Source organism: Streptomyces sp. NPDC046977, from assembly GCF_040644455.1.
Taxonomy (GTDB): Bacteria; Actinomycetota; Actinomycetes; order Streptomycetales; family Streptomycetaceae; genus Actinacidiphila.
In genome coordinates, this window is record NZ_JBEYWO010000012.1 from 161,312 (window position 1) to 187,797 (window position 26,486).

At 72.2% G+C, this 26,486-nt stretch carries 20 protein-coding genes and 1 pseudogene; 8 read left to right on the top strand and 13 right to left on the bottom strand.

Features of this window, described 5'->3' with window-relative positions; all coding sequences use genetic code 11:
• Positions 1-168 precede the first annotated feature (168 nt).
• Positions 169-1,783, bottom strand: a pseudogene (locus ABZ883_RS20105) (tannase/feruloyl esterase family alpha/beta hydrolase).
• 100 nt (positions 1,784-1,883) lie between these two features.
• Positions 1,884-2,453: a pyridoxamine 5'-phosphate oxidase family protein gene (locus ABZ883_RS20110; protein WP_360907711.1), complete on the bottom strand. Its 570-nt coding sequence runs from the start codon at positions 2,451-2,453 to the stop codon at positions 1,884-1,886.
• 455 nt (positions 2,454-2,908) lie between these two features.
• On the opposite strand from ABZ883_RS20110, the gene ABZ883_RS20115 reads away from it, so the two are divergent.
• Positions 2,909-3,910, top strand: a complete 1,002-nt coding sequence (locus ABZ883_RS20115; RefSeq protein WP_360907713.1) for an acyl-CoA desaturase — start codon at positions 2,909-2,911, stop codon at positions 3,908-3,910.
• A gap of 74 nt (positions 3,911-3,984) precedes the next feature.
• Here the strand turns inward: ABZ883_RS20115 and ABZ883_RS20120 are convergent, their stop codons facing one another.
• Entirely contained in the window at positions 3,985-5,178 is a 1,194-nt protein-coding gene (locus ABZ883_RS20120; RefSeq protein ID WP_360907715.1) for an esterase-like activity of phytase family protein, read from the bottom strand.
• A gap of 188 nt (positions 5,179-5,366) precedes the next feature.
• Here ABZ883_RS20120 and ABZ883_RS20125 point away from each other — a divergent pair, with 188 nt between their 5' ends.
• On the top strand, positions 5,367-5,810 hold the full coding sequence (locus tag ABZ883_RS20125) for an SRPBCC domain-containing protein (RefSeq protein ID WP_360907717.1): 444 nt from the start codon (positions 5,367-5,369) through the stop codon (positions 5,808-5,810).
• 66 nt (positions 5,811-5,876) lie between these two features.
• On the opposite strand, the gene ABZ883_RS20130 is transcribed toward ABZ883_RS20125, so the two are convergent.
• The 5 genes from ABZ883_RS20130 to ABZ883_RS20150 form a co-directional block, all read right to left on the bottom strand.
• On the bottom strand, positions 5,877-6,419 hold the full coding sequence (locus tag ABZ883_RS20130; protein WP_360907719.1) for an EF-hand domain-containing protein: 543 nt from the start codon (positions 6,417-6,419) through the stop codon (positions 5,877-5,879).
• Positions 6,420-6,548: 129 nt separating this feature from the next.
• Positions 6,549-6,872 carry a hypothetical protein gene (locus ABZ883_RS20135; protein ID WP_360907722.1) on the bottom strand — a complete coding sequence of 108 codons (324 nt, stop codon included), beginning with the start codon at positions 6,870-6,872 and terminating at the stop codon, positions 6,549-6,551.
• Between the two features lie 26 nt (positions 6,873-6,898).
• On the bottom strand, positions 6,899-7,468 hold the full coding sequence (locus ABZ883_RS20140; RefSeq protein ID WP_360907725.1) for a GNAT family N-acetyltransferase: 570 nt from the start codon (positions 7,466-7,468) through the stop codon (positions 6,899-6,901).
• A 116-nt stretch (positions 7,469-7,584) separates the two neighbouring features.
• Positions 7,585-8,151 (bottom strand): DUF664 domain-containing protein, encoded by a 567-nt coding sequence (locus ABZ883_RS20145; protein ID WP_360907727.1) that lies wholly within the window; start codon positions 8,149-8,151, stop codon positions 7,585-7,587.
• A 39-nt stretch (positions 8,152-8,190) separates the two neighbouring features.
• On the bottom strand, positions 8,191-8,676 hold the full coding sequence (locus ABZ883_RS20150; RefSeq protein WP_360907729.1) for a DUF3293 domain-containing protein: 486 nt from the start codon (positions 8,674-8,676) through the stop codon (positions 8,191-8,193).
• Positions 8,677-9,140: 464 nt separating this feature from the next.
• Here ABZ883_RS20150 and ABZ883_RS20155 point away from each other — a divergent pair, with 464 nt between their 5' ends.
• A complete protein-coding gene (locus tag ABZ883_RS20155) occupies positions 9,141-12,578 on the top strand; it encodes a CARDB domain-containing protein (protein WP_360907731.1) in 3,438 nt (1,145 codons plus the stop codon).
• A 132-nt stretch (positions 12,579-12,710) separates the two neighbouring features.
• Positions 12,711-13,052 carry a hypothetical protein gene (locus ABZ883_RS20160; protein ID WP_360907734.1) on the top strand — a complete coding sequence of 114 codons (342 nt, stop codon included), beginning with the start codon at positions 12,711-12,713 and terminating at the stop codon, positions 13,050-13,052.
• 130 nt (positions 13,053-13,182) lie between these two features.
• On the opposite strand, the gene ABZ883_RS20165 is transcribed toward ABZ883_RS20160, so the two are convergent.
• The 4 genes from ABZ883_RS20165 to ABZ883_RS20180 form a co-directional block, all read right to left on the bottom strand.
• On the bottom strand, positions 13,183-14,379 hold the full coding sequence (locus ABZ883_RS20165) for an acyl-CoA dehydrogenase family protein (RefSeq protein WP_360907736.1): 1,197 nt from the start codon (positions 14,377-14,379) through the stop codon (positions 13,183-13,185).
• A 124-nt stretch (positions 14,380-14,503) separates the two neighbouring features.
• Positions 14,504-15,742 (bottom strand): MFS transporter, encoded by a 1,239-nt coding sequence (locus ABZ883_RS20170; RefSeq protein WP_360907738.1) that lies wholly within the window; start codon positions 15,740-15,742, stop codon positions 14,504-14,506.
• A gap of 73 nt (positions 15,743-15,815) precedes the next feature.
• A complete protein-coding gene (locus ABZ883_RS20175; protein WP_360907740.1) occupies positions 15,816-17,345 on the bottom strand; it encodes a cellulose binding domain-containing protein in 1,530 nt (509 codons plus the stop codon).
• A gap of 86 nt (positions 17,346-17,431) precedes the next feature.
• A complete protein-coding gene (locus ABZ883_RS20180; RefSeq protein ID WP_360907742.1) occupies positions 17,432-18,829 on the bottom strand; it encodes a glycosyltransferase family 2 protein in 1,398 nt (465 codons plus the stop codon).
• Positions 18,830-19,442: 613 nt separating this feature from the next.
• Between ABZ883_RS20180 and ABZ883_RS20185 the strand changes: the two genes are divergently transcribed.
• Positions 19,443-20,279 (top strand): Rieske 2Fe-2S domain-containing protein, encoded by an 837-nt coding sequence (locus ABZ883_RS20185; RefSeq protein ID WP_360907861.1) that lies wholly within the window; start codon positions 19,443-19,445, stop codon positions 20,277-20,279.
• Positions 20,280-20,354: 75 nt separating this feature from the next.
• On the opposite strand, the gene ABZ883_RS20190 is transcribed toward ABZ883_RS20185, so the two are convergent.
• Complete coding sequence (locus ABZ883_RS20190) at positions 20,355-22,358, bottom strand: SpoIIE family protein phosphatase (RefSeq protein ID WP_360907744.1); 2,004 nt, start codon at positions 22,356-22,358, stop codon at positions 20,355-20,357.
• 253 nt (positions 22,359-22,611) lie between these two features.
• On the opposite strand from ABZ883_RS20190, the gene ABZ883_RS20195 reads away from it, so the two are divergent.
• The 3 genes from ABZ883_RS20195 to ABZ883_RS20205 all read left to right on the top strand — a co-directional run bounded on the left by ABZ883_RS20195 (position 22,612) and on the right by ABZ883_RS20205 (position 26,484).
• Positions 22,612-23,262 carry a DsbA family oxidoreductase gene (locus tag ABZ883_RS20195; RefSeq protein ID WP_360907746.1) on the top strand — a complete coding sequence of 217 codons (651 nt, stop codon included), beginning with the start codon at positions 22,612-22,614 and terminating at the stop codon, positions 23,260-23,262.
• A gap of 143 nt (positions 23,263-23,405) precedes the next feature.
• Positions 23,406-24,308 (top strand): hypothetical protein, encoded by a 903-nt coding sequence (locus ABZ883_RS20200; RefSeq protein WP_360907748.1) that lies wholly within the window; start codon positions 23,406-23,408, stop codon positions 24,306-24,308.
• Positions 24,301-26,484 (top strand): bifunctional serine/threonine-protein kinase/ABC transporter substrate-binding protein, encoded by a 2,184-nt coding sequence (locus ABZ883_RS20205; RefSeq protein ID WP_360907750.1) that lies wholly within the window; start codon positions 24,301-24,303, stop codon positions 26,482-26,484. Before ABZ883_RS20200 ends, ABZ883_RS20205 begins: the two co-directional genes overlap by 8 nt.
• The last annotated feature ends 2 nt before the right edge of the window (positions 26,485-26,486 follow it).

The following is a 26,486-nucleotide window of genomic DNA, read 5'->3' on the forward strand; positions in this document are numbered from 1 at the left end:
CCGTGCGGGAAGCCGTGGATCTTGTCGGCTCATCCCCACGTTACCCACCGGTTCCTTCCGTGGCCATCGGGAGGGGCGCCCGGCCGTGCCACCACCCCCGGCCCGCGCCGCAAGGCGAGGGCCGGGGGTGGTGGCACGGCCGTCGGACCGTCCGGGTGCGCGGCGTGGTCAGTGCCGGAACGGAACCACGCAGCGGAAGCCGGCGGCAGTGCCCGGCTCACCGGTGCCGACGTAGCGGGAGACCCTCGGGTAGCCGCAGAGGTCCCGGCTGACGCTCTGCCCGGCCGAGTCGACCAGGGTGGCGGGCAGCGTCCTGGGGGCCTTGCCGTGCTCGACCCAGGTCCTCAGCGCACCGAGGTCGTCGGTCGTGCCGTCGCCGGCATTGAGGCCGCAGTGGTTCGTGCCCGGCGCGAGGAAGAGACGGTAGAAGTCGTCGACCTTCTTGGTGCCGCCCATCGTGGCCTCTACCCGCTCGCGGTACGCGACCGTTCCCTGGGCCGGGATGAACTGGTCGGCCAGGCCGTGCCAGCTCAGCAGCTTGCCGCCGGAGTTTCGGAAGGCGGAGAGGTCGGGGTCGTCGGTGCCGATGACCTTGTCGTACTCGGCCTCGGACTGCCGGAACAGCTGCGCGAACCGGCTGTAGGTGATCGTCGAGACGTCGAGCGACGGCTGCTTCTCCACCCACAGGGTGACCCAGGAGCGGGGCACGGGGAAGGGTTCGCCCTCGACGTCGCCGTTCGCGTCCGGCGCGGTGACGCCCGCCAGCGCCGACAGGTCGGCTCCGACCGGGACGCCGGGCCACAGCTTCTCGCCCGAGGGGGTGCGCGGGCCGTCCCAGATCTTGCGGACCACGGCTGCCTCGGCCGCCGTGATCTCCAGTTCCCTCCCGTCGCAGACCACCGTGGTGCCGATCAGCCGGCGCGGGTCGAAGTCGCACCGGGCCGGGTCGTTGACCAGGCCGTCCGTGAGGCCGTCGGCCGGGTCGCAGGCCTTGACGGCCGCGTCGGTGAAGGCCTTGAACTCGCAGGCCGTCGGGTAGGTCTTCTCGTTGTTCATCACGACCTGCGGCCACAGGGTGGCGACCTCGAACTCGTCCCAGTTGACGGCCGGCGCCTTGGCGAGGATGCCGTCGTAGTCGCCGGGGTGGCGCTGGGCCTCCATGTAGCCCTGACGCCCGCCGGTGGAACAGCCGTTGAAGTACGAGTAGGCGGCACGCCTGCCGTAGACGCCGTCGACCACCTGCTTGCCGACGACCGCCGCCTCGTGCTGGGAGCGGTCCGCGAAGTTCTTCAGCAGCGCGGTGTCGACCTTCCCGTTGGCCTTGAGCGCCCAGCCGACGTCGAGCACGTCGCCGACGCCCGCGTCGGTGGTGGTGACGGCGTAGCCGTTCTTGACCGCGCCTCCCATCCCGACACCGTTGTCACCGGCCGCGTAAGCGCTGCCGCCGAGCGCCTGGAAGCGGCCGTTCCAGCCCTTCACGGGCAGCCAGGTCCGGATCCTGGCGTGGTCGTCGTCCCCGGGGTGGGGTGACCGTCACCTCGCAGTAGGCGGGTACGCCGGTGACCGTACCGCCCAGGACGCCGGTTCCGTGAACGGTGCCGCCCTCCTGGCGTACCGCTGTCACGGACTCCACCCTGGTGCCGGCCGGGGCCTTCACGGATGCCGTCGCACAGGTGGGCGCCGAGGCATCTATGGCGTTCCCGGACTCCGCCGACGCGGTCGGCAGATACCCCGCCGCGGCCAGCGGTACGCAGGCGGCAAGGACGGTCAGAGCTCGTTTCACAGGTTTCCCCTCCAAGGAAGAAGACGTGGGCCGGGACGTGTCGAACGTGCCTCCATGGAGGAGGCTCCGGGCCCGAGGTTGATCACGACCGTATCACCGGTTAAGGGGGTGACGAAAGAGAGGGGTCGGATGTTCGCCGGACAGGGATGCGTGTTCGCGTTGCACTGGAAGCCGTCCATGCAGGTGCGGCCGGCGTCCGGCAGAACTCACACCTCGACCAGTGGCGACATGTGTCAGCCGGACTGCGCCTCGGTGCCGGGCTCCGGATCTGCGCAGGCCCGGTCGCGGCGGCTGTCGGGCCGGCGGTCGACAGCAGCGACCAGTACGCCTCGTCCCCCGCTGCGGAGGACACGATCTCCTCCGGACACGTGGCTCTGCCGGAGACGAAGACCTGGTCGCGAACGTCCTGCCCATCGCCGGTGGGATCGGCGAAGAGCATGGCCTCCCGTCCGTCGCGACGGACGTTGAGTGCCTTCTGCGCGAAGGCGAGCGACGTGGTGACAAGAAAGGTGCCGTCGTCACGGCGCAGGGCCACGGTCGGCCACACCATCGGTGTGCCGTCCCGGGCAAGGGTGACGAATTCGCAGGTCCGGTAGGCGTCGACGGCCTCGTTGACGGCAGGGTCGAACGAGCGGCCAATCCGGCGGTACATGGGGGCGGGTCGCGACATCACCGGGCGAACGCCGCAGCGTGTGGAGACGTGTGTCGCGTCACGAAAGGTTCACGCCCACCGCGCGACACCGAGGCGACAGCCGTACACGTGGGGGCGGGCCCGCACGTTCCCGGTCCTACGCCGTCGGCGATGCGCAGGCAGCCCGGCCGGGGCGCGGTGGCCACGGTCGCCGTGCGCTGCTCGGTGTCCAGGTCCGGGATGCGGTTCGCGCCCAGGAGGTGAACACGCAGAAAGCTGGGCAGGATGAGGCGATTGGAGCGTCGCGAGGCGTGTCAAGCGATTTTCGGTCCCGCGCCGTTCACACCCTGGACATCGGCGACGACCTGCGCCGATGCCGTCCGGTGGAATCCTTTGCGTGGACTGGCGAGCACGTTTGGACGTGCGCGCGGATGCGCATGATCCCGTCGGTCCGGCACCACCTCCGAAATGGCTCGAGCAACGGCGAGGAACCCATGAACCCGAGCGACGCTGACCGTGCTGAACAGGCCGTCGCGGAACGCGACGCCGAACCCGCTGCGGAGGCCAGGCCGCTGCTCGACTCCCCGCAGACGGCCGCGGCGGGGGTGGCGATGTGGCTCTTCGTCGTCGGCCCGCCGGTCGCCCTCATCGCCGTGGTGCCGTTCGTGTGGGGCTGGGGCCTGTCCGCCCTGGACATCGCCATGGCCGTCGTCGCCTACCTGGTCTCCGGCTTCGGCCTGACGGTCGGCTACCACCGCCTCTTCACACACCGCTCGTTCAAGGCCCGGCGCGGCCTGCGGATCGCCCTGGCCGTCGCGGGTTCGCTCGGCGTCGAGGGATCGCCGGTCCAGTGGGTGGCGAACCACCGCCGCCACCACGCCTTCGCCGACCGCGAGGGCGACCCGCACTCGCCCTGGCGCTACGGCTCCGACACCCGCGCGCTGGTCAAGGGGCTGCTGCACGCCCACATCGGCTGGATGCTCAAGCGCGAGCTGAGCAACCGAAACAGGTTCGCGCCGGACATCGCCGCCGATCGCGACATGCAGGTGATCGGCAGGCTCTTCGGGCTGCTGACCGCCGTCTCGCTGCTGGTGCCGGCGCTTGTCGGCGGGCTCGTCACCGGTTCGTGGATCGGCGCGCTGACCGGGTTCTTCTGGGCCGGTGTGATCCGGATGGCGCTGCTGCACCACGTCACGTGGTCGGTGAACTCCGTCTGCCACGTCGCGGGCAACCGCCCGTTCATCAGCCGTGACAAGGCCACCAACTTCTGGCCGCTCGCCCTGCTGTCCTTCGGCGAGAGCTGGCACAACTCGCACCACGCCGACCCCACGGGCGCGCGGCACGGCGTCCTGCCGGGCCAGCTCGACCCGTCGGCGCGCCTGATCTGGATGTTCGAGAAGCTGGGCTGGGTCCACGACGTGCGCTGGCCGAGGCCGGACCGTGTCAACGCCCGTCTGCTGTCGGGACCGGTCGGCTCGCCCGAGTCCGCCGCCTGACACGTCGCGAACGGGTGTCGCACGACCCGTCCCGGGCCCTCCGGTCGCCGGAGGGCCCGGGACGGCGCCCGTGATCAGATGAACGCGCGCCAGTCGGCGTCCAGTCCGTGCGAGAGCCGGATGGTGATGAACTCGTTGTTGTCCGCCTTGCCCGGGGTGCGGCCGGACGAGAACGGGAAGTTGTTGTCGTTCAGGACGGCCAGCGTCCGGTCGTCGAGCAGGACCACGTCCTCGATCGTGGTGAACGGGAAGCGGAAGGTCGTCCCGAAACCTCCGATGCCCTTGGGGTCGGCGATGTCCAGCAGGTCGGCCACCAGGGTCTTGTCCATGGCGCCGTCGTGGTCGCGGTCCCGTGTGTCCGCGAGGTAGATGCGCTTGAACCGGGCGTCGTCGCCCTGCCCGCCGTCGCGCTCGATGACGAGGAAGCGGTGGCTGTCGACCGCGATGGCGTCGCCGATGGCGTTCGCCGGCGACTCCAGCCGGTAGGTCCAGCGCTTGCCGGTGTACCGGCCCGCACGCAGGTCGAACTCGTTGAAGCGCAGGTCACCGGCGGTGTCGCCGTTGACCGTGCCCTCCAGGAGCGGGTACAGCCGGCGCCCGTCGACCGAGCGGACCATGCCCTCGAAGCCCTTGCTGCTGAGGATGGTGGGCTGCTCGCCGTTCAGGTACGGATTCTCCGGCGCCTTCACACCGGCCAGCGGGACCGGTGCTTGCAGGAGCCGCCCGTTCGACGAGAAGTGCAGCAGGAACGGGCCGAACTCGTCGCCCATCCAGTACGTGCCGTCGTAGGCCCGCACGATGGACTCGACGTCGAAGTCGGCGCCGGTCAGCTTGCGGTCGGCGCGCGTGAGCGCGAACGGCACGCGGTGGTAGGGGTCGCTCAGGTCGAAGCCCCCGAGCACCTTGACCTTTCCGGTCCGCACCTCGGGCTTGAGGCGCTGGACACGGAGCAGGAAGTCCGCGCTGTTCGCCTTGTTGCCGTATCCGTTGTCCGACAGGACGTCGAAGCTGCCGTCATGGCGGTTGACGATGCCGCTGAAGCCCTGGACGGGCTGTCCCGGGAACGGTGCCGCGATGCCGTTGAACGGACCCGCGCCGATGGCCGAGCCGGACGGTTCGCTGCCCGGCACGAAGGTCTCCGCGGGCAGGGACGCGAAGCCCGTCAGGCGGGCCTGCCCGAACTCCGCGTGGTCGCGGTCGGCCTCGGCGGGCGAGGTGAGCGCCACGGTCAGCGCGGCGGCACTGAGCATGATCAGGAGTTTTCTCATGACGGCACGTTAGGGAGGCCGCATGGCGGTATGGTCAACAAAAGGCAAAGTCCGAACTCGGGCGCGATGACGCGTGACGCGTTGCCGTCCCGGTGCCTGCTCAGGAAAGCGCTCAGGACCGATGATTTTCGGTGCGAGCCCGTGTCTACAGTGCGACAAGCCGGCAAGAGTGAGACAGGGAGCATGAGATGACCACGGAACAGACGACGGCCGAGGGTTTCTCCTACACCTTGGAGCGGACCTTGGAGGCTCCTGTGGCGGCGGTGTGGAACGCCTGGACCAAGGCGGAGGACTACGTCCAGTGGTCCTACGCCGCCCCTGGATCCGTCGAGATGGACGCGCGGCCGGGTGGGGCGTGGAAGGCGACGATGGTCACGCCGGACGGCGGGCAGTTCCCGTTGACCGGTTCGTTCGTCGAGGTCGAGGAGAACCGGCGCCTGGTGATGGGCATGGACGTGCCCGGGGAGGACGAGCCGGCGCTCATGACCATCGAACTCACCGACCAGGACGCCAGGTTGACGCGCATCGTGGTCTCCCAGACCTGCGACACCGCCGACAAGCGGGACCTCGCCGAGCAGGGCACCACCATGCTGCTGGACAGCCTGACGGCCTTCCTCAAGACCGCGAACTGACGCCTTGCCGCACCGGGTCCGTACCGCTCGGCGGTACGGACCCGGCGTGGAGCGAGCGAGGGAGGGTCAGCCGACCGGGATCCGGCCGCAGAGCCAGTTGCCCGGCTCCACCGGGTTGTCGCTGATCCAGAACTGGCGCCACAGCATGGCGAACTCCTCGCGGCTGAGGTGGCCGTCGCCGTTCAGGTCAAGCAGTTCGAAGATGCCCGTCATCTCCACGGGCTGCCCGTTCCACGTCTCGACGAGCCGCTGGTGCTCCTCCGACGAGATGCGGCCGTCGCCGTTGGCGTCCACGGCGTCGAAGACGGTCTCCGCCGTCGCGGTGACGTCCCCGACCATGGCGGGCAGCCTGTCGACGAGCGAGAGCAGTTCCTGCATGTCGACCGTGCCGTCGCCGTTGGCGTCACCGGCGTCCAGCAGCGCTGCCCACCATTTCATCAGCAACGTCTCCACGCGCGTCCGGAGCTCCGTCCCGGGGCCCACTGCCGGCAGTCGGCTCCAGCGGGCCACGAGCGCCCTGAAGTCCTCCTCGCGCAGATAGCCGTCGCTGTCCGCGTCGAACGCGGCGAACATCCCCCTGAGCTTGCGCTCCTGAAACGCACTGGCCACGAGCGGCCTCCTTCGGCGCAGAACCGGACCACGACGCGCGGGCGACCGCCCGGCGGGATGGCGGGTACATCAAAACTGTAGGCCGAGGTGTGACCGGGCCTCCACGAGCACGTGTGCGCGAACGATCACTCACATGCGTTGCGCGGCCGTCCCGAACAGCCGCAGCGCCACGGTGCTGACGGGCACGGCGGCGATCATCAGCGCACCGCAGCCGACGAGGACGGCGGGCGCACTGGTCCGGTCGAGGAGCCGGCCGCCGAGAGCCGCGCCCGCGGGTGAGGCCGTCAGCAGCACGGCGCTGCGCGCGGCCGGCACCGTGGTGAGCGAACCGGCGGGTGCGCGGTCCTGGACCAGGCCGAACGCCAAGGCGGAGTAGGGGCCGTGGACGAGTCCGGCGAAAGCGGAGCCGATGAGGGAGGGAGCGGCGCTGCGCGTGACGGCGAAAGGGAGCATGCCGGCGCCGTGGCACGCGACCGCGGTCACAGGGACTGGGAGAACCGGCGGCACACGTGGACGCGGTCGAACTCGCCCCGCAGCAGGGCGGCGTCGGCGAGCCGCGCGTGCGAGAAGGAGGCCATCGGCAGCAGACCGGGGCGACGCTCGGCGATGGCGCGGTCCGGTTCGCCGCTGCCGCTGCGGTGGCTGGCGTAGACATGCAGGTAGTGGTCGCTCTCGGCGAAGCCCATCGCGCGGTACCAGTGGAGCGTGGCCTCGTCGTCCCGTGTCCACGCGTCCAGGGTCGAGGCACCCGCCTGGCGGGCCCGGTCCCGGGTCAGCGCCAGCAGCCTCCGGCCGAGCCCGCGGCGTTGGTGGTCGGGGTGGATCGCCACGGTGTCGATGGTCGCCACCTCACCGTCGAGGGTGGTGTCCATGATCCCGGCGACGGTACCCGCGGCGTCCACCGCGATCAGATCCAGGGCGGCGGTCGGGGATGCCTCCTTCGAGGCCCGGACGTCGTCGAAGTAGGCCGTGCCCAGGAAGGACACGACCCGGCAGCGCAGCCAGGACGTCTCGTCGGCAGGGGTGTACTCGCGGATGGTGTAGGTCACGTCGGTCCCTCAGTCGTCGGGTCGTCCCGCCCGCGTCCCGGGCGGGTGTGACGGCGCGGATCAGTGGCGTCGGCGGTGCCGGGCCTGTACGCCGAGAGCGGTGCCCGGCGTGCCCGTCACTGGCCCACCCTGCCGTCGACGCACTCGCGCAGCAGGTCGGCGTGTCCGCAATGGCGGGCGTACTCGTCGATCCGGTGCACCATCAACTCGCGGACCGCGATCCTCTCCTTGCCGACCCGGCTGCCCAGGTCCGGGTACGCGGCCAGTGCGGCGTCGGTCGCCGCCTGCTCCCGCTGCAGATCGGCGTACGCGGCGTCGACCACGGCCTGATCGGCGACCGCGCCGTCGAAGTCGGCGTCCCGCGCGCCGTACAGCTTCGGCAGCGGTTCGCCGTCGCCGACCCAGTTGCGCCAGTCCCGTTCCACCTCCGCGAGGTGCCGGACCAGGCCGAGCAGCGACATCGTCGAGGGCGGGACCGACCGGCGGGCCAGTTGCTCCGCGTCCAGGCCCTCGCACTTCATCCGCAGGGTCAGCCGGTAGTTGGCCAGGAAGTCCTGGAGCGTCGCCGACTCCCCTTCCGCACTGTCCTCGTTGTTGCGGGGATCGGCGTCCGGATCGGCCCACATGTCGGGGTACACCGTCGCCTGGGTCCATCGCTCGGGCTGATCGCTCATGTCCCGCATGATGGGCCGCCGCGATTCGACGCCGCCACCGCATTTTCCTCATGGCCGCAGGAGTGTCGCGTGCCATGCGGCCGGGGGCGGGTCGAGCACAGCGGGTGTGCAGGCCAGCAGCCGCCACGAGGTCGGTGACCAGGCGAAGACGGCGTCCTGGCCGAAGCGCCGGCCGAGCGCCCTGGCCTGCGTGTCGTCCCAGCCGGCGACGGCCGCGCTGATCTCGCCATGGGTGCCGGCCCGGTCCCCACCGACGGCCGGCCACCACCGCCGGCCGGCCGCGCGGATGTGGTCGTGCAGGGCGTGCTGCGCACGGAGGTTGGCCTCCGCGGGCGTCGCGCGTCCGGCCGGGTCGAAGGCGGTCACGATGTGGATCGTCTGCCCGCCGGCGAGTGGGTAGGGCAGACCCCGCACGCCGTGCGGGGCTGAGCCGGGCGCGACACGGAGGGTGCGGGCGGGGAAGGCGATGTCCACGACAGCGCGCAGGTAGCAGGACCACTGCCCGGGCTGAGGGGCAGGAAGAACGTCAGGCACAAGGGTCTCCTTCGCAAGGGACCCCCTTACCCGCCGGCAGGGAGATCCGCGGCCTCGCCCAAACGGGGAAGGCCGGGATGGTCAGCGGCTGATGCTGGCACACGGATGTGCCCGAAGTCCATGTCGTTCGGGCGCCATTGATCTTACGTAAGGCACTCAATATTTTGCGTTGATTCCGCGACCGTGCGAGGGAGGTGCGTCCCGTTACCGCGGCCACCCATGAGGATCGTCCCCGCTTGACGCGGTGTCGGTGTGTCAGTCGGCCTACGCAAGTGGAGGATCCGCCACGCAAGGTCGTGATCGCATCAACGGCCGTGATATTACGCGCTGTTGACAAATCCGAGACGTCCGAGAAACCTGATGACGCAGTTTCCGCAAGAAGTCGACTGTCTGACTCAAGTGCCGTGCATGGCCACATCTCGCCCTCCTGCCGCGTTCCCCCCTCCACGGAATAGAGGACCCCCATGAGATGGAGACCCCTCGGCCGACGGTCGCTGTCCGGCGCCGTCCTGGCCGGACTCATGACCGTCGGGCTGTTACCGCTGCCCTTCGCCTCCACCGCCCAGGCCGCCGCACCGGCCGTGCAGGCGGCGGCCGCCGACGTCAACCTCGCGCTGGGCCGTCCCGCCACGGCGGGCGGCTCCCTTGGTGCGTATCCGGCGGGGAACACCACCGACGGCACCCAGGCCTCCTACTGGGAGGGCCCGACAGGGTCGTTCCCCCAGTGGGTGCAGGTCGACCTCGGTGCCACCCGGACCGTCGACCGGGTCGTGCTCAAGCTGCCCTCGGGGTGGGAGACCCGCACCCAGACGCTCGCCCTGCAGGGCAGCACCGACGGCTCCGCCTTCGGGACGCTCTCCGTATCGGCCGGACGCGTGTTCAACCCCGCCCAGGCCAACACCGTCGCCGTCGACCTGACGTCCCCCGCCGACGCCCGGTACGTCCGCGTCAGCATCTCCGGCAACACCGGGTGGAACGCCGCCCAACTGTCGGAGCTCGAGGTGTACGGCGAGGAGGACGGCGGCACCGACCCACCGCCCGTCGGCACCAACCTGGCCCGCAACAAGCCGGTCGAGGCCACCTCCTCGACGCAGACCTACGTCGCCGCCAACGCCACCGACGACTCGACCTCCACGTACTGGGAGGCAGCGGGCCACCCCGCGGACCTCACCGTCAAGCTCGGCACCCCCGCCGACGTCACCGCCGTCGTGGTCAAACTCAACCCGGACCCGGTGTGGGGCGCGCGGACCCAGGGCATCCAGGTGCTGGGCCGTGCGGCGTCCGACAGCGGCTTCACCTCGCTGCGCGACCGCGCCGACTACGTCTTCAGCCCCGGCAGCGGCAACTCCGTGACCGTCCCGGTCAGCGGCCGCTGGGCCGATGTGCGGCTCCGGTTCTTCTCCAACACCGGCGCGCCCGGCGGACAGGTCGCCGAGTTCCAGGTCGTCGGCACGGCCGCGCCCGCGCCCGACCTGACCGTCACGAGCCTGGACTGGTCGCCGGCCGCCCCGTCCGAGCGGGACGCGGTCACCGTCAACGCCGGTGTCCGCAACGCCGGCACCGCGCGCTCGGCGGCCACGACCGTCGACGTCAGCGTGGAGGGGACGGTCGCCGGCAGTGCCGCCGTGCCCGCGCTCGACCCCGGTGCCTCCGCCACGGTCGCCGTCTCCACCGGCACCCGTGCGGCGGGCAGCTACGCGGTCGCCGCGGTCGTCGACCCCCGCAACACGGTCGCCGAACTGGACGACACCAACAACAGCCGCAACGCGTCGAGCAGACTGGTCGTCAGCCAGGCACCCGGGCCCGACCTGGAGGTCACAGGGATCACCACGAGCCCCGCGAATCCGGCCGTGGGAACGCCCGTCTCCTTCACCGTCGCCGTGCACAACCGCGGCACGACCGCCGCCGCGGCGGGTTCGGTGACCCGCCTCCAGGCCGGGACCACCACACTGAACGGCACGACCGGCCAGGTCGCGGCGGGCGCCACGGTGAACGTGTCGATCAGCGGCACATGGACGGCGACCGCCGGCGGGGCCACCCTCACCGCCACCGCGGACGCCACTGGTGTGGTCGCCGAGACCAACGAGAACAACAACGTGCTCGTCAAGTCGCTCGTCGTGGGACGCGGCGCCGCCGTGCCGTACACCGAGTACGAGGCGGAGGACGGCCGCTATCAGGGCACTCTGCTCACCGCGGACGCCAAGCGGACCTTCGGGCACACCAACTTCGCCACCGAGTCCTCCGGCCGCAAATCCGTCCGGCTGGACTCCGGCGGCCAGTACGTCGAGTTCACGTCCACCACGTCCACCAACTCCGTCGTCGTGCGCAACTCCGTCCCCGACGCCCCGGGCGGCGGCGGAGCGGACGCCACGATCAGCCTCTACGCGGACGGCACGTTCGTGCAGAAGCTGTCGCTGTCGTCCAAGCACAGCTGGCTGTACGGAAGCACCGACGACCCGGAGGGGCTCACCAACCGGCCCGGCGGCGACGCGCGGCGGCTCTTCGACGAGTCCCACGCGCTGCTGCCGCGGACGTACCCGCAGGGCACGACGTTCCGCCTGCAGCGCGACGCGGGCGACTCGGCGGCCTACTACGTCATCGACCTGGTCGACCTGGAGCAGGTCGCCCCGCCGGCGGCCAAGCCGGCGAACTGCACCTCGATCACCGAGTACGGGGCCGTCCCCGGCGACGGGCTCGACGACACCGACGCCATCCAGCGGGCGGTCACCGCCGACCAGAACGGCCAGATCTCCTGCGTGTGGATCCCGGCCGGTCAGTGGCGCCAGGAGCAGAAGATCCTCACCGACGACCCGCTGAACCGCGGTCAGTACAACCAGGTCGGCATCAGGGACGTCACCATCCGCGGCGCGGGCATGTGGCACTCCCAGCTCTACACCCTGACCCCGCCGCAGAACGCGGGCGGCATCAACCACCCGCACGAGGGCAACTTCGGCTTCGACATCGACGACAACACCCAGATCTCCGACATCGCCATCTTCGGCTCGGGCACCATCCGGGGCGGCGACGGCAACGCCGAGGGCGGCGTCGGCCTCAACGGGCGCTTCGGCAAGAACACGAAGATCACCAACGTCTGGATCGAACACGCCAACGTCGGCGTCTGGGTCGGCCGCGACTACTCGAACATCCCCGAGCTGTGGGGTCCCGGCGACGGCCTGGAGTTCACCGGCGTGCGGGTCCGCGACACCTACGCCGACGGCATCAACTTCGCCAACGGCACCCGCAACTCCACCGTCTACAACTCCTCGTTCCGCAACACCGGCGACGACGCGCTGGCCGTCTGGGCCAGCAAGTACGTCAAGGACACCTCCGTCGACGTCGGCCACGACAACCACTTCCGCAACAACACCGTGCAACTGCCCTGGCGGGCCAACGGCATCGCGGTGTACGGCGGGTACGGCAACACCATCGAGAACAACATCGTCTCCGACACCATGAACTACCCGGGCATCATGCTCGCCACCGACCACGACCCGATCCCCTTCTCCGGCCAGACCACCATCTCGGGCAACGCCCTGTACCGCACGGGCGGCGCGTTCTGGGGCGAGGCGCAGGAGTTCGGCGCCATCACGCTCTTCGCCCAGGGAACGGACATCCCGGGCGTGACCATCCGGGACACCGAGATCCACGACTCGACCTACGACGGCATCCAGTTCAAGACCGGCGGCGGCACGATGCCCGGCGTCAAGGTCACCGACGTCCGCATCGACAACTCCGTGAACGGCTCCGGCATCCTCGCGATGAGCGGCGCCCGCGGCAGCGCCGCCCTGACCAACGTCACGATCACGAACTCGGCGCAGGGCAGCGTACTGATCGAGCCCGGCTCCCAGTTCACCATCACCGGTGCACCGGCCGGCCTGACCGCGCAGCGCAGGGCGGACTGACCCCGGTGGGGTCTCCGGCTCCCGAGCGGGCAGCCGGAGACCCCATCCGCGCGTCGTACCCGGGGATCTGTTCCTGAACGGGTGTCATCCCTACAGTGGGTGCCCGGGTGTGGGGGGCGGATGAAGTTGTGGGTGAGCCGTACGAAACGGCGCCAGGCACTGGACGAGGACGCCGCCACGGCGGCCCGGCTCGTCGAGGGCTGGCTCGCCGGGCTGGAGCCCCGCGCGGTGGCGGAACCCGCCCGGCGCTGGCGCGAGTCGGGAGGGCGGCCCGAGCCCCGCGACGTACGCCGCTTCGCGGCCTGGTTCCGGGAGCGGACCCGCCTCCACCTGCTCGGTGGGGCAGCCGGCGACGGCGTGTCGGTCCGGCCCGGACCGCCCGAGGACGCCGAGCGAACCCGCGCCGAGACGCTGTCCCTGACCCGTGACGCGCTCGCGCTGAGCCGTTGGCTGAGGGCGGGGGGCTACGAGTGACCGTTCTCGGATCCGGACATGCACGCGGATGTTATCGAACCATGCGTGCAGGTCAGGTGGACGAGCGCCGGAGCCGGAGCCCGTGGCCGGTCGGGGGGATCGGCCACGGGCCCCCGCGTGGGGCGCTGGGTCAGAACAGGCCGACGCCCGGGTCCATGCCGAGGCGGACGCGGCCGGCGGCCTCCATGGCGAGTGCGGAGTGGTTGGCGTGCTGGAGCGCGGCCATGCCGTCGCGGAACAGGCGCTCCAGCCGGTTGCCGCGGTAGAGCGGGGTGGAACTCGCCAGTTCGTACAGCGTCACCAGCACCTGGCGGCTGACCTGCGCCGCGTGCGTCATGGCGGCACGCAGGTCCGCCCGCTGCCCGAGGGTGGGGACGTCCCCGCGCCCGGCCGCGTCCTCGAGTGCCTGCGCGGCGGAGCCCAGCAGCAGCCGTGCGGCCTGGAGCGCCGCCTGGCAGTCGGCCACGGCGTACTGGGTGCGCGGGGACTCGGCCAGCGTCGCGCCGGTGGAGTTCTTCTTGGCCAGGACGAGCGCGACCGTCTCGTCGAGGGCCGCCTGCGCGACGCCGAGGACGACCGCGGTGCAGCCGGGCAGCACCAGCGCGGGGAGGAAGCCCCGGTACAGCGGTTCGTCGATCCTGAGGGGCGCGTCCAGGGGCGACAGGAAGTCGGCGGGCACGAAGGCGTCCTCGACCACCACGTCGTTGCTGCCGGTGCCGCGCATGCCGCTGACGTCCCAGGTCTCCTTCACCGACCACTGGTCCCGGCGCAGGACGCACATCTGCACGTCGGGCGCGCCCGCGGCGGTCGTGCGGGGCGCGCCGTCCTCCATGACGACGACGACCGCCACCAGCCACTCCGCGGCGTTGATGCCGCTGACGATCCTCCAGTGGCCGGAGACGCGGTAGCCGCCCCCGGCGGGTACGGCCGTCCCGGGCATCCCGGAGTTCGCGAAGGCGGGCTCCCGCTCCCCGCCCCAGATGCGCGCGGTCGCGGACTCGTCCAGGAGCGCCCCCACGAAGCCGAAGTTGGCGTTCCAGACCAGCCATGCCACGGAGGCGTCGATGCGGCCAAACTCCTCGTACACCTTCAGCACCGTGGTGAGCGGTGTCTGCGATCCGCCGAGCGCGCGGGGCGTGAGCAGGCGGAACGCTCCCGCGTCGCGAAGCGTCCCGTACAGCTCCGCGGGGATGTCCGCGCGGCGGTCGGCCTCCTCGATCGCGGCCTGGATGGCCGGCCGGAGCAGGGCGGGAAGGCCGAGCGGGTCGCCGGCCGGCGAGCCGGAAGCGGTGCCAGGGGTCCCGGAGGTCGCGTGGGTCTCGGACATGTCGTCTCCTCGTGTCGCCCGGGCGCGGCGCGCCGGGCGCCCGGTGGTGCGGTGTCGGCGACAGGACGCGGGAGGAAGGCGGAAGTTCGATCGCCGGTCTGTGGTCCGCGTCACACCTCCCGGGCTACGTACCGACCGCTTCGGCGACGGCGTGTTCGGACCGTCCGTGGGGCAGGCGGCGTACCGCGGTGGACGCGAGAGGCGCGAGCGCCGCCGCGGCGTAGACGACGCCGGCCGCCACGGTCACCCGGAATCCCCCGAAGCGGTCGGCGAGCGGGGCCACGCTCAGCTGGCCGACGGGGATGGCCAGATAGGACAGCAGGTCGTCGAAGGACGACACACGGGACAGGGCGTGCTGCGGCACGTGTTCCTGCAGCGAGGTGTCCCAGCCGACGGAGGCGACGGAGGACCCGAGGCCCGCGGTGAAGGCGGCGGCGACCAGCCAGGGGGCGTGCAGGCGGGCGCCCAGTACGAGGAGGGGGAGTGCGCCCAGCACGGCGGCCAGTTGGCCCGCGCGCAGCAGGTGCCGGATCGCCAGTCGGTACATCAGGGCGCTCATCACGAGCAGTCCGGCGCCGCGGGCGCTGAGCACGAAGCCCCAGGCCGCCTCGCCGTCGATCTGCCGGGTGAGCACGGGGCCCAGGATCTGCCAGGTGCCGACCTGTACGAGGTTGATCACGCAGAAGGCGAGCGACACCGTCCACACCCAGCGGATCCGCCGGTACTCGGCCCAGCCGCTGCGGATGTCGGCGAGCAGGCCCGCGGAGCGCCGGGCTTCGGGCGGACCGGACAGGGGGGACAGCCGGGTGAGGCATGCCGCGGCGAGGAAGTAGGTCAGCGCGTCGAAGGCGATGGCCGGGCCGCCGCCCACGGCCGCGACGAGCGTGCCCGACAGGCTCGGTCCGAGGATCTTCGTGGCGTTGCCCACGGAGCCCAGCAGCGCGTTGGCCTGCCGGGTCGCGTCCCTGGGCACGAGCTGGGGCACGATGCCGCGCAGCGCCGGGGTGGTGAAGGCGGCGAGGACACCGTTGAGGAACCCCAGGGCGGCCACCGGCAGCAGGGCGTAGCGGCCGGTCAGCAGGAGCGCGGCGACGGCGCCCTGGGTGAGGGCCGAGCCCAGGTTCGCGGCGATCAGTACCGTCCGGCGCGGGAGGCGGTCGGCCGTCGCGCCGCCCACCAGCAGGAACACGAGCAGGGGCACCATGTGCGCGGTGAGGACGATGCCGAGGTCCCCGGGACTCCCCGAGGCGTCGAGCACCGCGAACGCCAGCGCGACCGGCGCCATGGCGCTGCCGAGCAGCGACACCGACCGCGCGGTCAGGAACCAGCGGAAGTCCTTGTGAAGGCGAAGGGGTGCGGGCATTCACCGAAGTCTGCGGCAACTGCCCGCCCGTTCAAAGCCGTTTTGGCCGGAGCGCGGATGGTGGGGGACCTGCTCAGGACGCCCCGAGGGTGTTCACCCAGCTGGTGCCGCTGCCGGCGAGGCCGCTCACGGCCTTCTGCACCTGGGACAGGGACTGGGCCTGCCCGGCCTTGTGGTAGAACCAGGCGACCTGCATGTCCCAGGTCCGCTTCCCGGTGAACGGCAGGTCCACGAACCAGGTGTTGAAGTTCACGGACATGGCCTCGGTCGGGTAGTACGCGCCACTGGTGCGGAACAGCACCTTGCCGTCGATGCTGTAGGTGACCACCCCGTTCGCCGCCGTGGTGATCATCGTGTGCCATCCGTCGAGGCCGGACGTCGTGGCGCGGGTGACCCGGTCGCCGTCGGCCGCGCTGCGCCAGGTCGTCGTGTCGAGCCTCGGGCCCGGGGCGCCCCAGCCGCCGTTCGGCTGGTACTCGTTGTCGAGTTCGCTGTACCGGGCACGGTGGTGGGGCGAGATCATGTAGAAGCTCTCGTTGATGTGATCGCCGTTGCCGCCGCTCGTGGGGCGGTCCGTGAAGTGGATGCGGGCGGCGAAGGTCCCCGTCACCATCTTCATGCCGGTGGTGTGCACCTCGGCCTGGGTGGTGCCCTGGCGTGTGCCGTCGGTCGTGGCCCGCAGTTGCAGGACCTGCCCGCCCAGCGAGTCCTTGTCCGCGGGGAAGCTGACCCCGTCGGCCGACCAGGTGTTCCGGATGCCGGGGCCGCCCTCGCTGGTGCGCACCAGCCAGCCGTGCGCGTGCAGCGCCGGGTCCTGGGGGCCGCTGTAGTGGAAGTCGTCGAACACGATCCCGGAGGGCGGCGCGGGCCGCGCGGCGGGCGCGCGGGAGCCCCGGCCGGACGCGGGCGCGGACGCGGGGGCCGACGCGGACCGGGACGGGGCGGCCGCGGCGCCACCGCTGGGTTCGTCGCCCCAGACGTGCTTGCCGTTCAGGTACCCGGTCACCTGTTCCGATGCCTGGAAGGTGTCGTGGGCGGGGCTGTAGGAGCGGTCGTTGCGCTGGTCCAGCTTCCCGCCGCCGGGACGGTACAGCTGGAGCCCGATGGCCCCGCTCTTCGCGCCCGGGGCCAGTGTGCCCGCGGCCTTCGTGAAGGTGATCTCCAGGTAGTGGTCGGCGCCGGCGGCGGGGGCGTCCGCCGCGACGGACCTCCCGACGACGTCGGAGCAGCCCATCGAGGCCTGGACGCAGTTGAACGCGTACGGGGAGGGGCCGTCCGCCGTGTAGTAGTAGCGCAGCGCCACGTCGCCCAGGCGCACAGGCCGGTCGGAGGTGTTGACGATCTCCAGCCACGGCCGCGCGGTCGTGGCGGTCGCCGCACCCGCCTTGTACCGCACGGTCAGCTCGGGCGGCGGCTGATGCGCGTCACGCCACGCGGGGTACACCGCCGTGCCGCCCGCGACCACGGCGACCACCAGCAGGAGGAGCTTCAGCGCACCCCACGCCCGCCGCCGCGGTTGCTGCCGGCCGGAGTCCACCGGACGGGACGGGCGAGCGGGACGGCCGGGGCGGCCGGAACCGGTGGAGGGACGGGCTGAACCCACGGCGGCTCCTAGCGCGGTGGAGGGGCGATGCCGGGGGCGTGCCCGGCGTTCTTCGGTCTTCTTCGCGGGGCGGCGGGGTGTGGCGGCTAGGAGGCGCCGCCCGGGGCGAAGCGGTCCTCGGGCGAGGCGCCGGCCCACGCGTCCTGGCCGTCCTTCGTCCGCTGTTCCGGGAAGGCGATCTGCGCGGCCGGGGCGGGGGCGGTCATGTCGGGGGCGTCGGCTCCGACGCCGCCGACCTCGATCTTGGCGCGGGTGCCCCAGTTCGTGCTGCGCAGCGTCGCCAGGGACCAGAGCCGGAGCGGCAGCAGCAGTCCCAGGTTGAGCAGCGCGTACAGCGGGGCGGCGAGGAAGGTCAGCACGCGGTCGACGATGCCCACCTGCGCCGCGCCGCGCAGGTAGTGGACGGAGCGGATCCACGCCATGACGCACATGTAGGCGAGGTAGCCGACCAGCAGCGTCCAGCCCTGCGGGTGCATGAAGATGGCGACGAGCGCGGCGAACAGCGCGGTGGTGAAGGCCACCCAGGAGACCAGTTCGACGAGGTTGAGCCACCAGTACATGCGCCGCACGCGGAACTTGCCGAACAGCAGGAACCCCTCGCGGATGAACGACTTGCCCCAGCGGATCTGCTGGCGGACGTAGTGGCCCAGGCGTTCGGGGACATCGGTGTAGCCGACGGCGGAGGGCTGGATGAGTGAGAGCCCCTCGGTGAGGCAGTAGTACGTCAGGCGCCGGTCGTCGCCGAAGGTCGCGGGGCGCCCCAGGAACCGCTGGTCGAGGAAGTCGTCGAGGTACTTGCGCACCACCCACCCGCGGTACAGCGCCAGCGACCCGCAGGCGCAGAGCACCGAGCCGAGGCGGGAGTAGGCGACCCGCTCGCCGAGGAAGGCGTTGACGTACCGCATGTCGATGAGACGGGTGAGGAGGTTGATGCCCCGGTTGTGCGCGAGCACCAGCCCTGTGACGCAGTGCACACGGCGCTTGGAGAAGGGCTCGGCGAGCTCGGCGACGGCGTGCCGGTCCAGCACGGTGTCGGAGTCGACGCACAGGTACGCGTCGGCGCGGGGTTCCTGCCGGAAGCCCGCGGCCAGGCCGTGGCGCTTGCCGCGGTTGGCGGGGAAGCGGATGAAGTCCAGTCGCACCCCGGCGCGTTGGAACAGGGGCCGCATCTCCTCGATGAGGGCACCGGCGGTGTGGTTCGCGGAGCAGTCGTCCACGACGGTCAGGGAGTGCGGCGGCAGGGTCTGCGCCAGGATCGACTCCAGGCAGCGGCGGAGCATCTCGGGGGCCTCGTTGTAGGCGGTGACCACACCGTGGATGCGCAGGCGGCCGGCCGGCTCCTCGAACATCAGGTCCGGACGGCGTCGCCGGCGTACGGACAGCAGCAGTTTGATGGCGAGGAGGGAGCCGACGGCCACTCCGTACCAGTGCAAATGACCCAGGGACCACGAGGCGTGACCCCAGGAACCCGCGAGATTGTGCATGAAGTGCGAAAACCTCCCTGCGAGCACTCCCGGCCGGCGGACCGGGCCGGTGGTGGACACACGTACTGCGCCGAAGGTAACGCTCCCCCAAGAGGCATGAAAGGGTCATTCGGCATTAATTCCCATCCTGGAATGTCAATTGCGCTTCTATGGGCGCCTTATGAGCCAAGCGGACACCGGGTGTGAAAGTGCTCACATTGACCCCGCCCCCGGTCCGGGGGTGTGTTGGGCCGCGTCGACTGATGACCCGTCAGGGACGTCGGCGGCGGGTCCTCGGGCCCGGCGGGGCGGCCCGGGCGGCCCTGCTGGCGGTGATGGACCCGCTGAGATCGAGGGCCACCAGGTCGGGGTCCGGGCGGCGCTGCCCGAATGGACTGCCGGGCCCTGGGCAGGCGCCCCCATGGCCCGGCCTGGCGGTGTGCAGGGCCGAGCCGGGCCCCGTTCAGCGGGGCGTGGCGGACCGCCCGCTGAACGCACGGCGCGGCGGACGCTCGTCCCCGTGCGACCCGACACCGGGTTCGTCCCGGACCGCAGAGGAAGGCCGCTCCCCATGAGGCCGACGACGCTGACGACGACAACGCAAGGCACCGCGGGCGGTGTGCTGCCGCACGCGATGGACTCCCTCGAAGGGGCGACGTGGCTGGACGGCCCGGCCGGGATCGTCCGCAAGGCGGTACGGGCCCTCCCCCTGAGCCGGGGACGGGACGTGTTGCGCGGCCTGTGGCTCGGCCACCCGCTGCACCCGGTGCTGGTGCAGGTGCCGATCGGTGCCTGGAGCTCCGCCGGGATCCTCGACCTGCTCCCCGGCGAGAGCCGCGCCGCCCGCCGCCTGGTGGCGGTGGGCCTGGTGGCCGCCGGGCCCGCGGCTCTCGCCGGATGGGTGGACTGGGCGGAGCAGCGTCCCCGGCAGGCCCGCGTGGGCCTGGTCCACGCGGTGGCCAACCTCGCCGCCGTCACGGCGTACGCCGGCTCCCTGACGGCCCGGCTCACCGGACGCCCCTACCTCGGCAAGGCCCTGGGCTTCGGCGGCATGGCCGTCGCCACGGTGGGCGGTGTGCTCGGCGGCCACCTCGCCTACCGCCAGGGCGCCGGCGTCAACCACGCGGAGGCCGTGCCCGTACTGGTCGAGCCGGGCTGGCACCGCATCGGGATGCCGTACGAGTTCCCCGTCGGCGAACCGGTGCGCCGCATGGCCGACGAGGTCGCGGTCGTCGTGGTCCACGGGGACGACGGACGGTTCTACGCCCTGGCCGACCGGTGCAGCCACATGGACGGGCCCCTGCACGAGGGCAAGATCCTCGAAGGGTGCCTCGAATGCCCCTGGCACGGCAGCCAGTTCCGGCTGACGGACGGCGAGAACGTGCAGGGCCCGGCGACCGCGCCGCAGCCCCGGTTCGACTGCCGGATCTCGTCCGACGGCCGGCTGGAGGTCCGCGTCGCACAGCGCTGAGGCGCCGGACTCGTTGCGGCTGGGGAGTCGAGGAGGGAGTCGAGGAGGGAGTCGCTGTGCGGGGCGACGGCCCCTCTACAGCGCCAGTTCGGCCCAGATGGTCTTTCCGTCGGGCCGTTGCCGTGTGCCCCAGCGTTCGGCGAGGTGCGCCACGATGAACAGCCCTCGTCCGCCTTCGTCGAACACCCGGGCCCGGCGCAGATGGGGAGCGGTGTTGCTGCCGTCCGACACCTCCATGATCAGCGTGTCCTGCCGGATCAGCCGCAGGTGGACGGGGCCCGTTCCGTAGCGGACGGCGTTGGTGACCAGCTCGCTGATGACGACCTCCGCGGTGAACGCCTGCTCCTCCAGGCCCCAACCCGCCAGCCGGCGCGAGGCGAGGTCGCGGACGCGCGCGACCTCGGCAAGATCCGGGGACACGTCCCAGGCGGCGACGTGGTCGGCGCCGAGTTCCCGGGTGCGGGCGACGACGAGGGCGACGTCGTCCCTCGGGGCGTCGCCGACCAGCAGGTCCAGGACGTGGTCGCAGGCGTCCTCCGCGGAGGCGACGGGTTCGGACAGGGCCTTCCGCAGACGTTCGAGCCCCACCTCCAGTCCGTCCCCCGCGGATGCGAGCAGACCGTCGGTGTAGAGGGCGAGCAGGCTTCCCTCGGGCACATCCAGCTGGACGGTCTCGAAGGGCAGTCCGCCGACGCCCAGCGGGGGACCGGCCGGGATGTCGAGGTATTCGGCGGGCGCGCCGGGGCGCACCAGGGCGGGCGGGGGATGGCCGGCGCGGGCGGCCGTGCAGCTGCGCGAGACCGGGTCGTAGATCATGTACAGGCAGGTCGCCGCCAGCTCCCCGGCCCGCGCTCCGCCGTGGCCGGCGGCCTGGGCGCGTTCCATGTCCGTTCCGAGCCGGATGATCAGGTCGTCCAGGTGGGTGAGGAGTTCGTCGGGCGGCAGGTCGATGTCGGCGAGCGTGCGTACCGCGGCACGCAGCCGGCCCATCGTCGCCGACGCGTGGAGACCGCGGCCGACCACGTCGCCCACCACCATGGCGACCCGGGCCCCCGACAGGGGAATGACGTCGAACCAGTCGCCGCCCACTCCGGCCCGGGAGTCCGCGGCCAGGTAGCGGGTGGCCGCGGAGACGGCCGACTGCTCGGCGGCCACCTGCGGCAGAAGGCTCTGCTGGAGCGCCAGGGACGTGTCGCGCTCACGCGTGTAGCGGCGGGCGTTGTCCACGAAGACCGCGGCTCGTGCACCGATCTCCCGGGCCAGCAGTACGTCGTCGGCGTCGAAGGCGGCCCGGTGCCCGGTGCGCGTGAAGTGCGCGACGCCCACGGTGACCCCGCGGGCACGGAGGGGAACCGCCAGGGTGGAGTCGGCCGGGCTCGCGGCACCGGCAGCACTGGGAGCCCGCGCCGGTACGGGTTCGCCCGTCGTCAGGGCGCGGGCCGGCGCCGACCCCTGCGGGTGGATGACGGGTTCGCCCGGCTCCGCCGTCGGCCCGGTAAGCGGCTCGGGCCCGGACCGCGAGGCCGTGCGGCGCAGGGTCATGTCGCCCGCCCGGGGGCCGGCGGTGTCGTCCTCGCCGCGCAGCACCCAGTCGAAGATGTCCACGGCGGCATGGTCCGCGAAGCCGTGCACCGCCACGTCCGCCAGTTCCTCCGCCGTGCGGGTCACGCTCAGGGTGCTGCCCACCCGCCTGCCGGCCTCGCTGAGCAGGCCGAGCCGGTCGCGGGCGATCATCACTCGTTCGAGGCGCCTCTCGCGGGAGAGCCGGACGCGGCAGACGGCCATGCCGAGCCCCAGTGCGACCGCCGGCGCGGCGACGACCGTGAGCTGCCCGGCGAGCCCGATGTCCGGACGGAGCCCGCCGTAGACGACGGAGATCGCGGCGAGGTTGAGGAGGCCCACGGCGAGGGTCTGCCGCAACGGCAGCAGCGCGCCCGCCACCACGGGGAGCAGCACGGAGTACTCGGGCAGTCCCATGACGCGGATGTCCGCGAGGGCCAGTGCCGCTTGCAGGCCGGAGAACAGTGCGACGGAGAGGACAAGGACGGCGAAGCGCCTGCCAAGGCGGGTCGAGTGCACGAGCGACACCTCTGCGGGGGTCGGGGTGGAGGTCCGGTGTCCTGTCTGCGCCGCGTGGCTTCCCGGGGACCGGCCGGCTCATCCAGGGGCAAATCATCTGAAATGCACATCTGACGCTTTTCTTGGCAACGCGTGCCGTCCGGACCGTCATCCCGAATACGCAGAATTGCGCGTTGTTTTTTCCGTTTGGGCGTAGCCGATCGGTCGTCTATTTTGTAGTGGACCGAACGTCTACTCATGGAGTCATGGACATATGCGCGTCGAGATCTGGACCGACATCGCCTGCCCCTGGTGCTACATCGGCGACGCGCGCTTCGCGCGGGCGCTCGCCGCCTTCGAGCACCGCGACGAGGTCGAGGTGGTGCACCGGTCGTTCGAGCTCAATCCGGACGCCGAGAACCGCGGAACGCCCATCATCGACGCGGTGGCGGCCCGGTACGGACGCACCCGCGAGCAGCAGATCGCCCGGGAGGAGCACGCCGCGTCCGAGGCGCGCGCCGAGGGGCTCGGCTTCCGCATCGGCGGCCGCGTCGACGGCAACACCTTCGACCTGCACCGCCTGCTGCACTTCGCCAAGGACCGGGGCCGCCAGGCGGAGCTGCGCGACCTCGCTTTCAAGGTCAACTTCGCGGACGAGCGCTCGGTGTACGACAGCGAGACCCTGATCGCCCTCGCCTCCGACGCGGGACTCGACGCGACCGAGACGCGCGAAGTGCTCGCCGACCCTGACGCGTACGCCGGGGCCGTCCGCTCCGACGAACGGCTCGCGGCCGAACTCGGCGCGGGGGGAGTGCCGTTCTTCGTCCTGGACCGGTCGTACGGCGTCGCGGGCCTGCAACCCGTGGAACTCTATGCCCGGGCGCTGGAGCAGGCGTGGCGGAACCGGCCGGCGACCCGGGTCTGATGCCCGGCCCGTGAGCGGGCACGGACATCACTCTTCACCCCAACGCGTAGCTAGACAAGCCCAGTTGGCGCATGATGGCACATGCGAACGGCATGGACGGCCAACCGGCGAGGCGTACGGCGAACGCGATGGGACGGGTGCGCGTGAACAGACGTGAGCCGGTGCTGCTCGCGGCGGCAGGGGCACTGCTGCTGGCGGGCTGCACCAGCGGGGGCGGGACGGACGAGGCCACCGCCTCGCCCTCGGGAGCGCCCCCGAGCGGACGCGGCAGCGCGAGCCCGGCCCCGTCCCCTTCCCCGTCCGCGACGGCGGCGAACGAACCCTTCACCCTGGCCGAGAGCGTGGCACCGAGGACCCGGTCCGAGGCCGCGGCGTTCGTCCGCGGACTCACGGTGCGGCCCGACTACTTCGGGTCCGGATACCGCAAGCGGGACCCCTACGAGACCGGGCCCGCCACGTGGACCGTGCTCGGCGACGACTGCATCTGGCGCCGCGAGCCGCTCGCGCCCACCGTTCTCGCCAGCCTGACGCGCTCCTTCGTCCGGCCCGCGGCCGGCGGGAAGGGCCCCGTCTTCGTGTCCCTGACGGTCACCGTGCACGCCTCGGTGGTCGGGGCCCGCAGGGACATGGCGGTCTCGCTCGAGGAGCCCCTGCGCTGCCCCACGCAGCAACTCACCGCCACGGAGCGGGTGCAGGGCATGGCGTCGCAGGGCGACCCGTTCACCGAGCAGCGGACGGCCACGTCCGACGACAACCTCACCGAGTTCGGCGAGTACGTCGCCGACGGTGACAGCAAGCCCCGCCGCTTCGACTGGTTCAAGCACCGGCTCGGCCCGGTGACGGTGGCCGCGACCGTACGGCACGCCCCCGGCGGCAGCGAGGCGGAGACGACGGCGGTCACCGAGCAGGCCCTCGCGGGCGTCGGATACGTCACCGCCGACATCGACCGCCTGGGCAGGAACGCGCAGGCGGCACAGACGCCCAGTGCCGAGGGGAAGGACGCGCCGGTGTCCGGCGACGAGGCGGAAGGCGCGGGCGATGAGTGAGGCGATGCGTCCCTCCGACCCCCTGGCCGTCGGGGGCTTCCGGCTGCTGCGGCGGCTCGGGGCCGGCGGTATGGGCGTGGTCTACCTGGGGCGGTCCGAGGCCGGTGCGCTGGCCGCCGTGAAGGTCATCCGGGCGGAGAGCGCGGCAGACGAGGAGTTCCGCGTCCGGTTCGCCCGCGAGGCGGAGCTCGCGCGGCGCGTCGAGAGCCCTTGGGTGGTCCCGGTCCTCGGCTCGGACGCCACGGCGCCCGAGCCGTGGCTGGCGACCGCCTTCGTGCCCGGCCCTTCGCTCGGCGAGGCGGTGGGGGAGCACGGCCCGCTGCCGCCGTCCGCCGTGCGGGTCCTGGGGGCGCGGCTGGCCGAGGCGCTGGGCGCCGTGCACGGGGCCGGACTGGTGCACCGCGACGTGAAGCCGGGCAATGTCCTGCTGGCCGTCAACGGCCCCCGCCTGATCGACTTCGGCATCGCCCGGGCCACCGACGACACGGCGCTCACCGCCTCGGGCCTGGTGATCGGCACCGCGGGCTTCCTCGCCCCCGAGCAGGCCCGGGGCGAGGGGAGCGGCCCCGCGGGCGACGTCTTCGCGCTGGGCTGCGTCCTCGCGTACGCCGCGACCGGCCGGCCGCCGTTCGGTGTCGGCACCCCCGATGCCCTGCTGTACCGCACCGTCCACGACGAGCCCGACCTGCAAGGTGTCACAGGCGAACTGCGCGAGGTGCTCGACGCCTGCCTCGCCAAGGACCCCCAGACCCGCCCCACGCCCGCGGAACTGCGGGCACGGCTCGCCGAGGACGCCCCCGCGTCCCCCTCGGCGTGGCTGCCGGACCCGGTCGCCCGCACGGTCGCGGAACGGTCCGCCGAGAGCCTCGCGCTGCCGGACATCGAACCCACGGTGCTGGACGGACCCGACGACGCCTCGCGCACCCGGAGCAAGCGGCTCACCTCCCGCCGCCGGCTGCTGGTCGCCGGAGGGGCGCTGCTGCTGGCGGGCGGCGGCTCGGGGGCGGCGCTGTGGGCGGCGGGACGCGACGGGACCGGCGCGGAGGCGAAGGCGGCCGGCAAGCCCACGTACGTGCTCGGTGTCCAGGTCACCCGCACCGGGCCCGACGCCGGCCTGGGCCGCACCAGCGAGCGGGCCGCGCAACTGGCCGTCGCCGAGCACAACGCCGCCGCGGGCAGCGCCTTCACCGTGCGGACGAAGGTCCTGGACGACGACGGGACCGTCGACCGTGCCACCTCGGTCGCCCACGAACTGGCCGCCGACCGCGACGTGTTCGCCGTGTTCGGGCCGACCGGCGAGATCGCGATGCGGGCCGCCTCACGCGTGTACGGGGCCGCCAACCTGACCCATGTCTCCAGCACCACCGGGCAGAGCGACTTCTTCGTGTCGTCCCCGGCGGTCAGCTTCCAGACCGGTATGCCCCACCAGGCCGGGGGAACGGCGATCGCGCTGAGCGCGCTGGCCTCCGGCCAGGTGGGCCGGGCCGGGGTCGTCATCGACCGGGCCGGCGGGTCCGTCATGCACGACCAGGGCAACGTCGTGGTGACCTCGTGGCGCCAGACCCTCGGGGCCGAGGTCCTGCCGCGGGTCGTCGCCGAGGACACCGATGACGGCCCCGCGGCCGTGCGTCAACTGCTGTCCCGCGGCGTCCAGGACTTCGTCTACCTGGCGCCCCTGGACGCGACCGTCCGCGCCGCCGGGCAACTGGCCCGGGCGGGCTTCACCGGCCCCCGGTGGATGTCCCACCTGCTCTACGGATCGGACTTCCCGCGCCTGGCGGGCGCCGCGGGCGAGGGCTGGTACGTCGTCACGTCGGCCGTCGACCCGGCCGTCCTCAAGACGAAGGAGGCCGTGCGCTTCACCGCCGCCTGGAAGGCGCGCTACGGCGCCACCCCGGAGCCGTACGCCACCGAGGCCTACGACAGCGTCCGCATGCTGCTGCAGGAGTTCGCCCGCACCGTGCCGGCCGGGGGCGGGCGTCCGGCCCGGCCCGCGCTCGCCGCACGGCTCCAGAAGGCGACCTACCACGGCGTCGCGCGGACCTACGCCTTCAGCGACTACCACCAGTACGCGGTCACGACGCAGAACATGGGCACCGAGACGTACGTCCACCAGGTACGCGGCGGACGCTTCCGCCAGGTGGGGACGATCCTGCCCGACACCGGGAACCAGTAGGG

Bases quoted from the DNA above. Each gene is read 5' to 3' on its own strand.
- ABZ883_RS20185 (WP_360907861.1), top strand. From the start codon at position 19,443: ATGGACTCCCTCGAAGGGGCGACGTGGCTGGACGGCCCGGCCGGGATC.
- ABZ883_RS20145 (WP_360907727.1), bottom strand. From the start codon at position 8,151: ATGCGGGACATGAGCGATCAGCCCGAGCGATGGACCCAGGCGACGGTG.
- ABZ883_RS20205 (WP_360907750.1), top strand. From the start codon at position 24,301: ATGAGTGAGGCGATGCGTCCCTCCGACCCCCTGGCCGTCGGGGGCTTC.
- ABZ883_RS20120 (WP_360907715.1), bottom strand. From the start codon at position 5,178: ATGAGAAAACTCCTGATCATGCTCAGTGCCGCCGCGCTGACCGTGGCG.
- ABZ883_RS20155 (WP_360907731.1), top strand. From the start codon at position 9,141: ATGAGATGGAGACCCCTCGGCCGACGGTCGCTGTCCGGCGCCGTCCTG.
- ABZ883_RS20110 (WP_360907711.1), bottom strand. From the start codon at position 2,453: ATGTCGCGACCCGCCCCCATGTACCGCCGGATTGGCCGCTCGTTCGAC.
- ABZ883_RS20165 (WP_360907736.1), bottom strand. From the start codon at position 14,379: ATGTCCGAGACCCACGCGACCTCCGGGACCCCTGGCACCGCTTCCGGC.
- ABZ883_RS20180 (WP_360907742.1), bottom strand. From the start codon at position 18,829: ATGCACAATCTCGCGGGTTCCTGGGGTCACGCCTCGTGGTCCCTGGGT.
- ABZ883_RS20135 (WP_360907722.1), bottom strand. From the start codon at position 6,872: ATGCTCCCTTTCGCCGTCACGCGCAGCGCCGCTCCCTCCCTCATCGGC.
- ABZ883_RS20170 (WP_360907738.1), bottom strand. From the start codon at position 15,742: ATGCCCGCACCCCTTCGCCTTCACAAGGACTTCCGCTGGTTCCTGACC.
- ABZ883_RS20125 (WP_360907717.1), top strand. From the start codon at position 5,367: ATGACCACGGAACAGACGACGGCCGAGGGTTTCTCCTACACCTTGGAG.
- ABZ883_RS20115 (WP_360907713.1), top strand. From the start codon at position 2,909: ATGAACCCGAGCGACGCTGACCGTGCTGAACAGGCCGTCGCGGAACGC.
- ABZ883_RS20195 (WP_360907746.1), top strand. From the start codon at position 22,612: ATGCGCGTCGAGATCTGGACCGACATCGCCTGCCCCTGGTGCTACATC.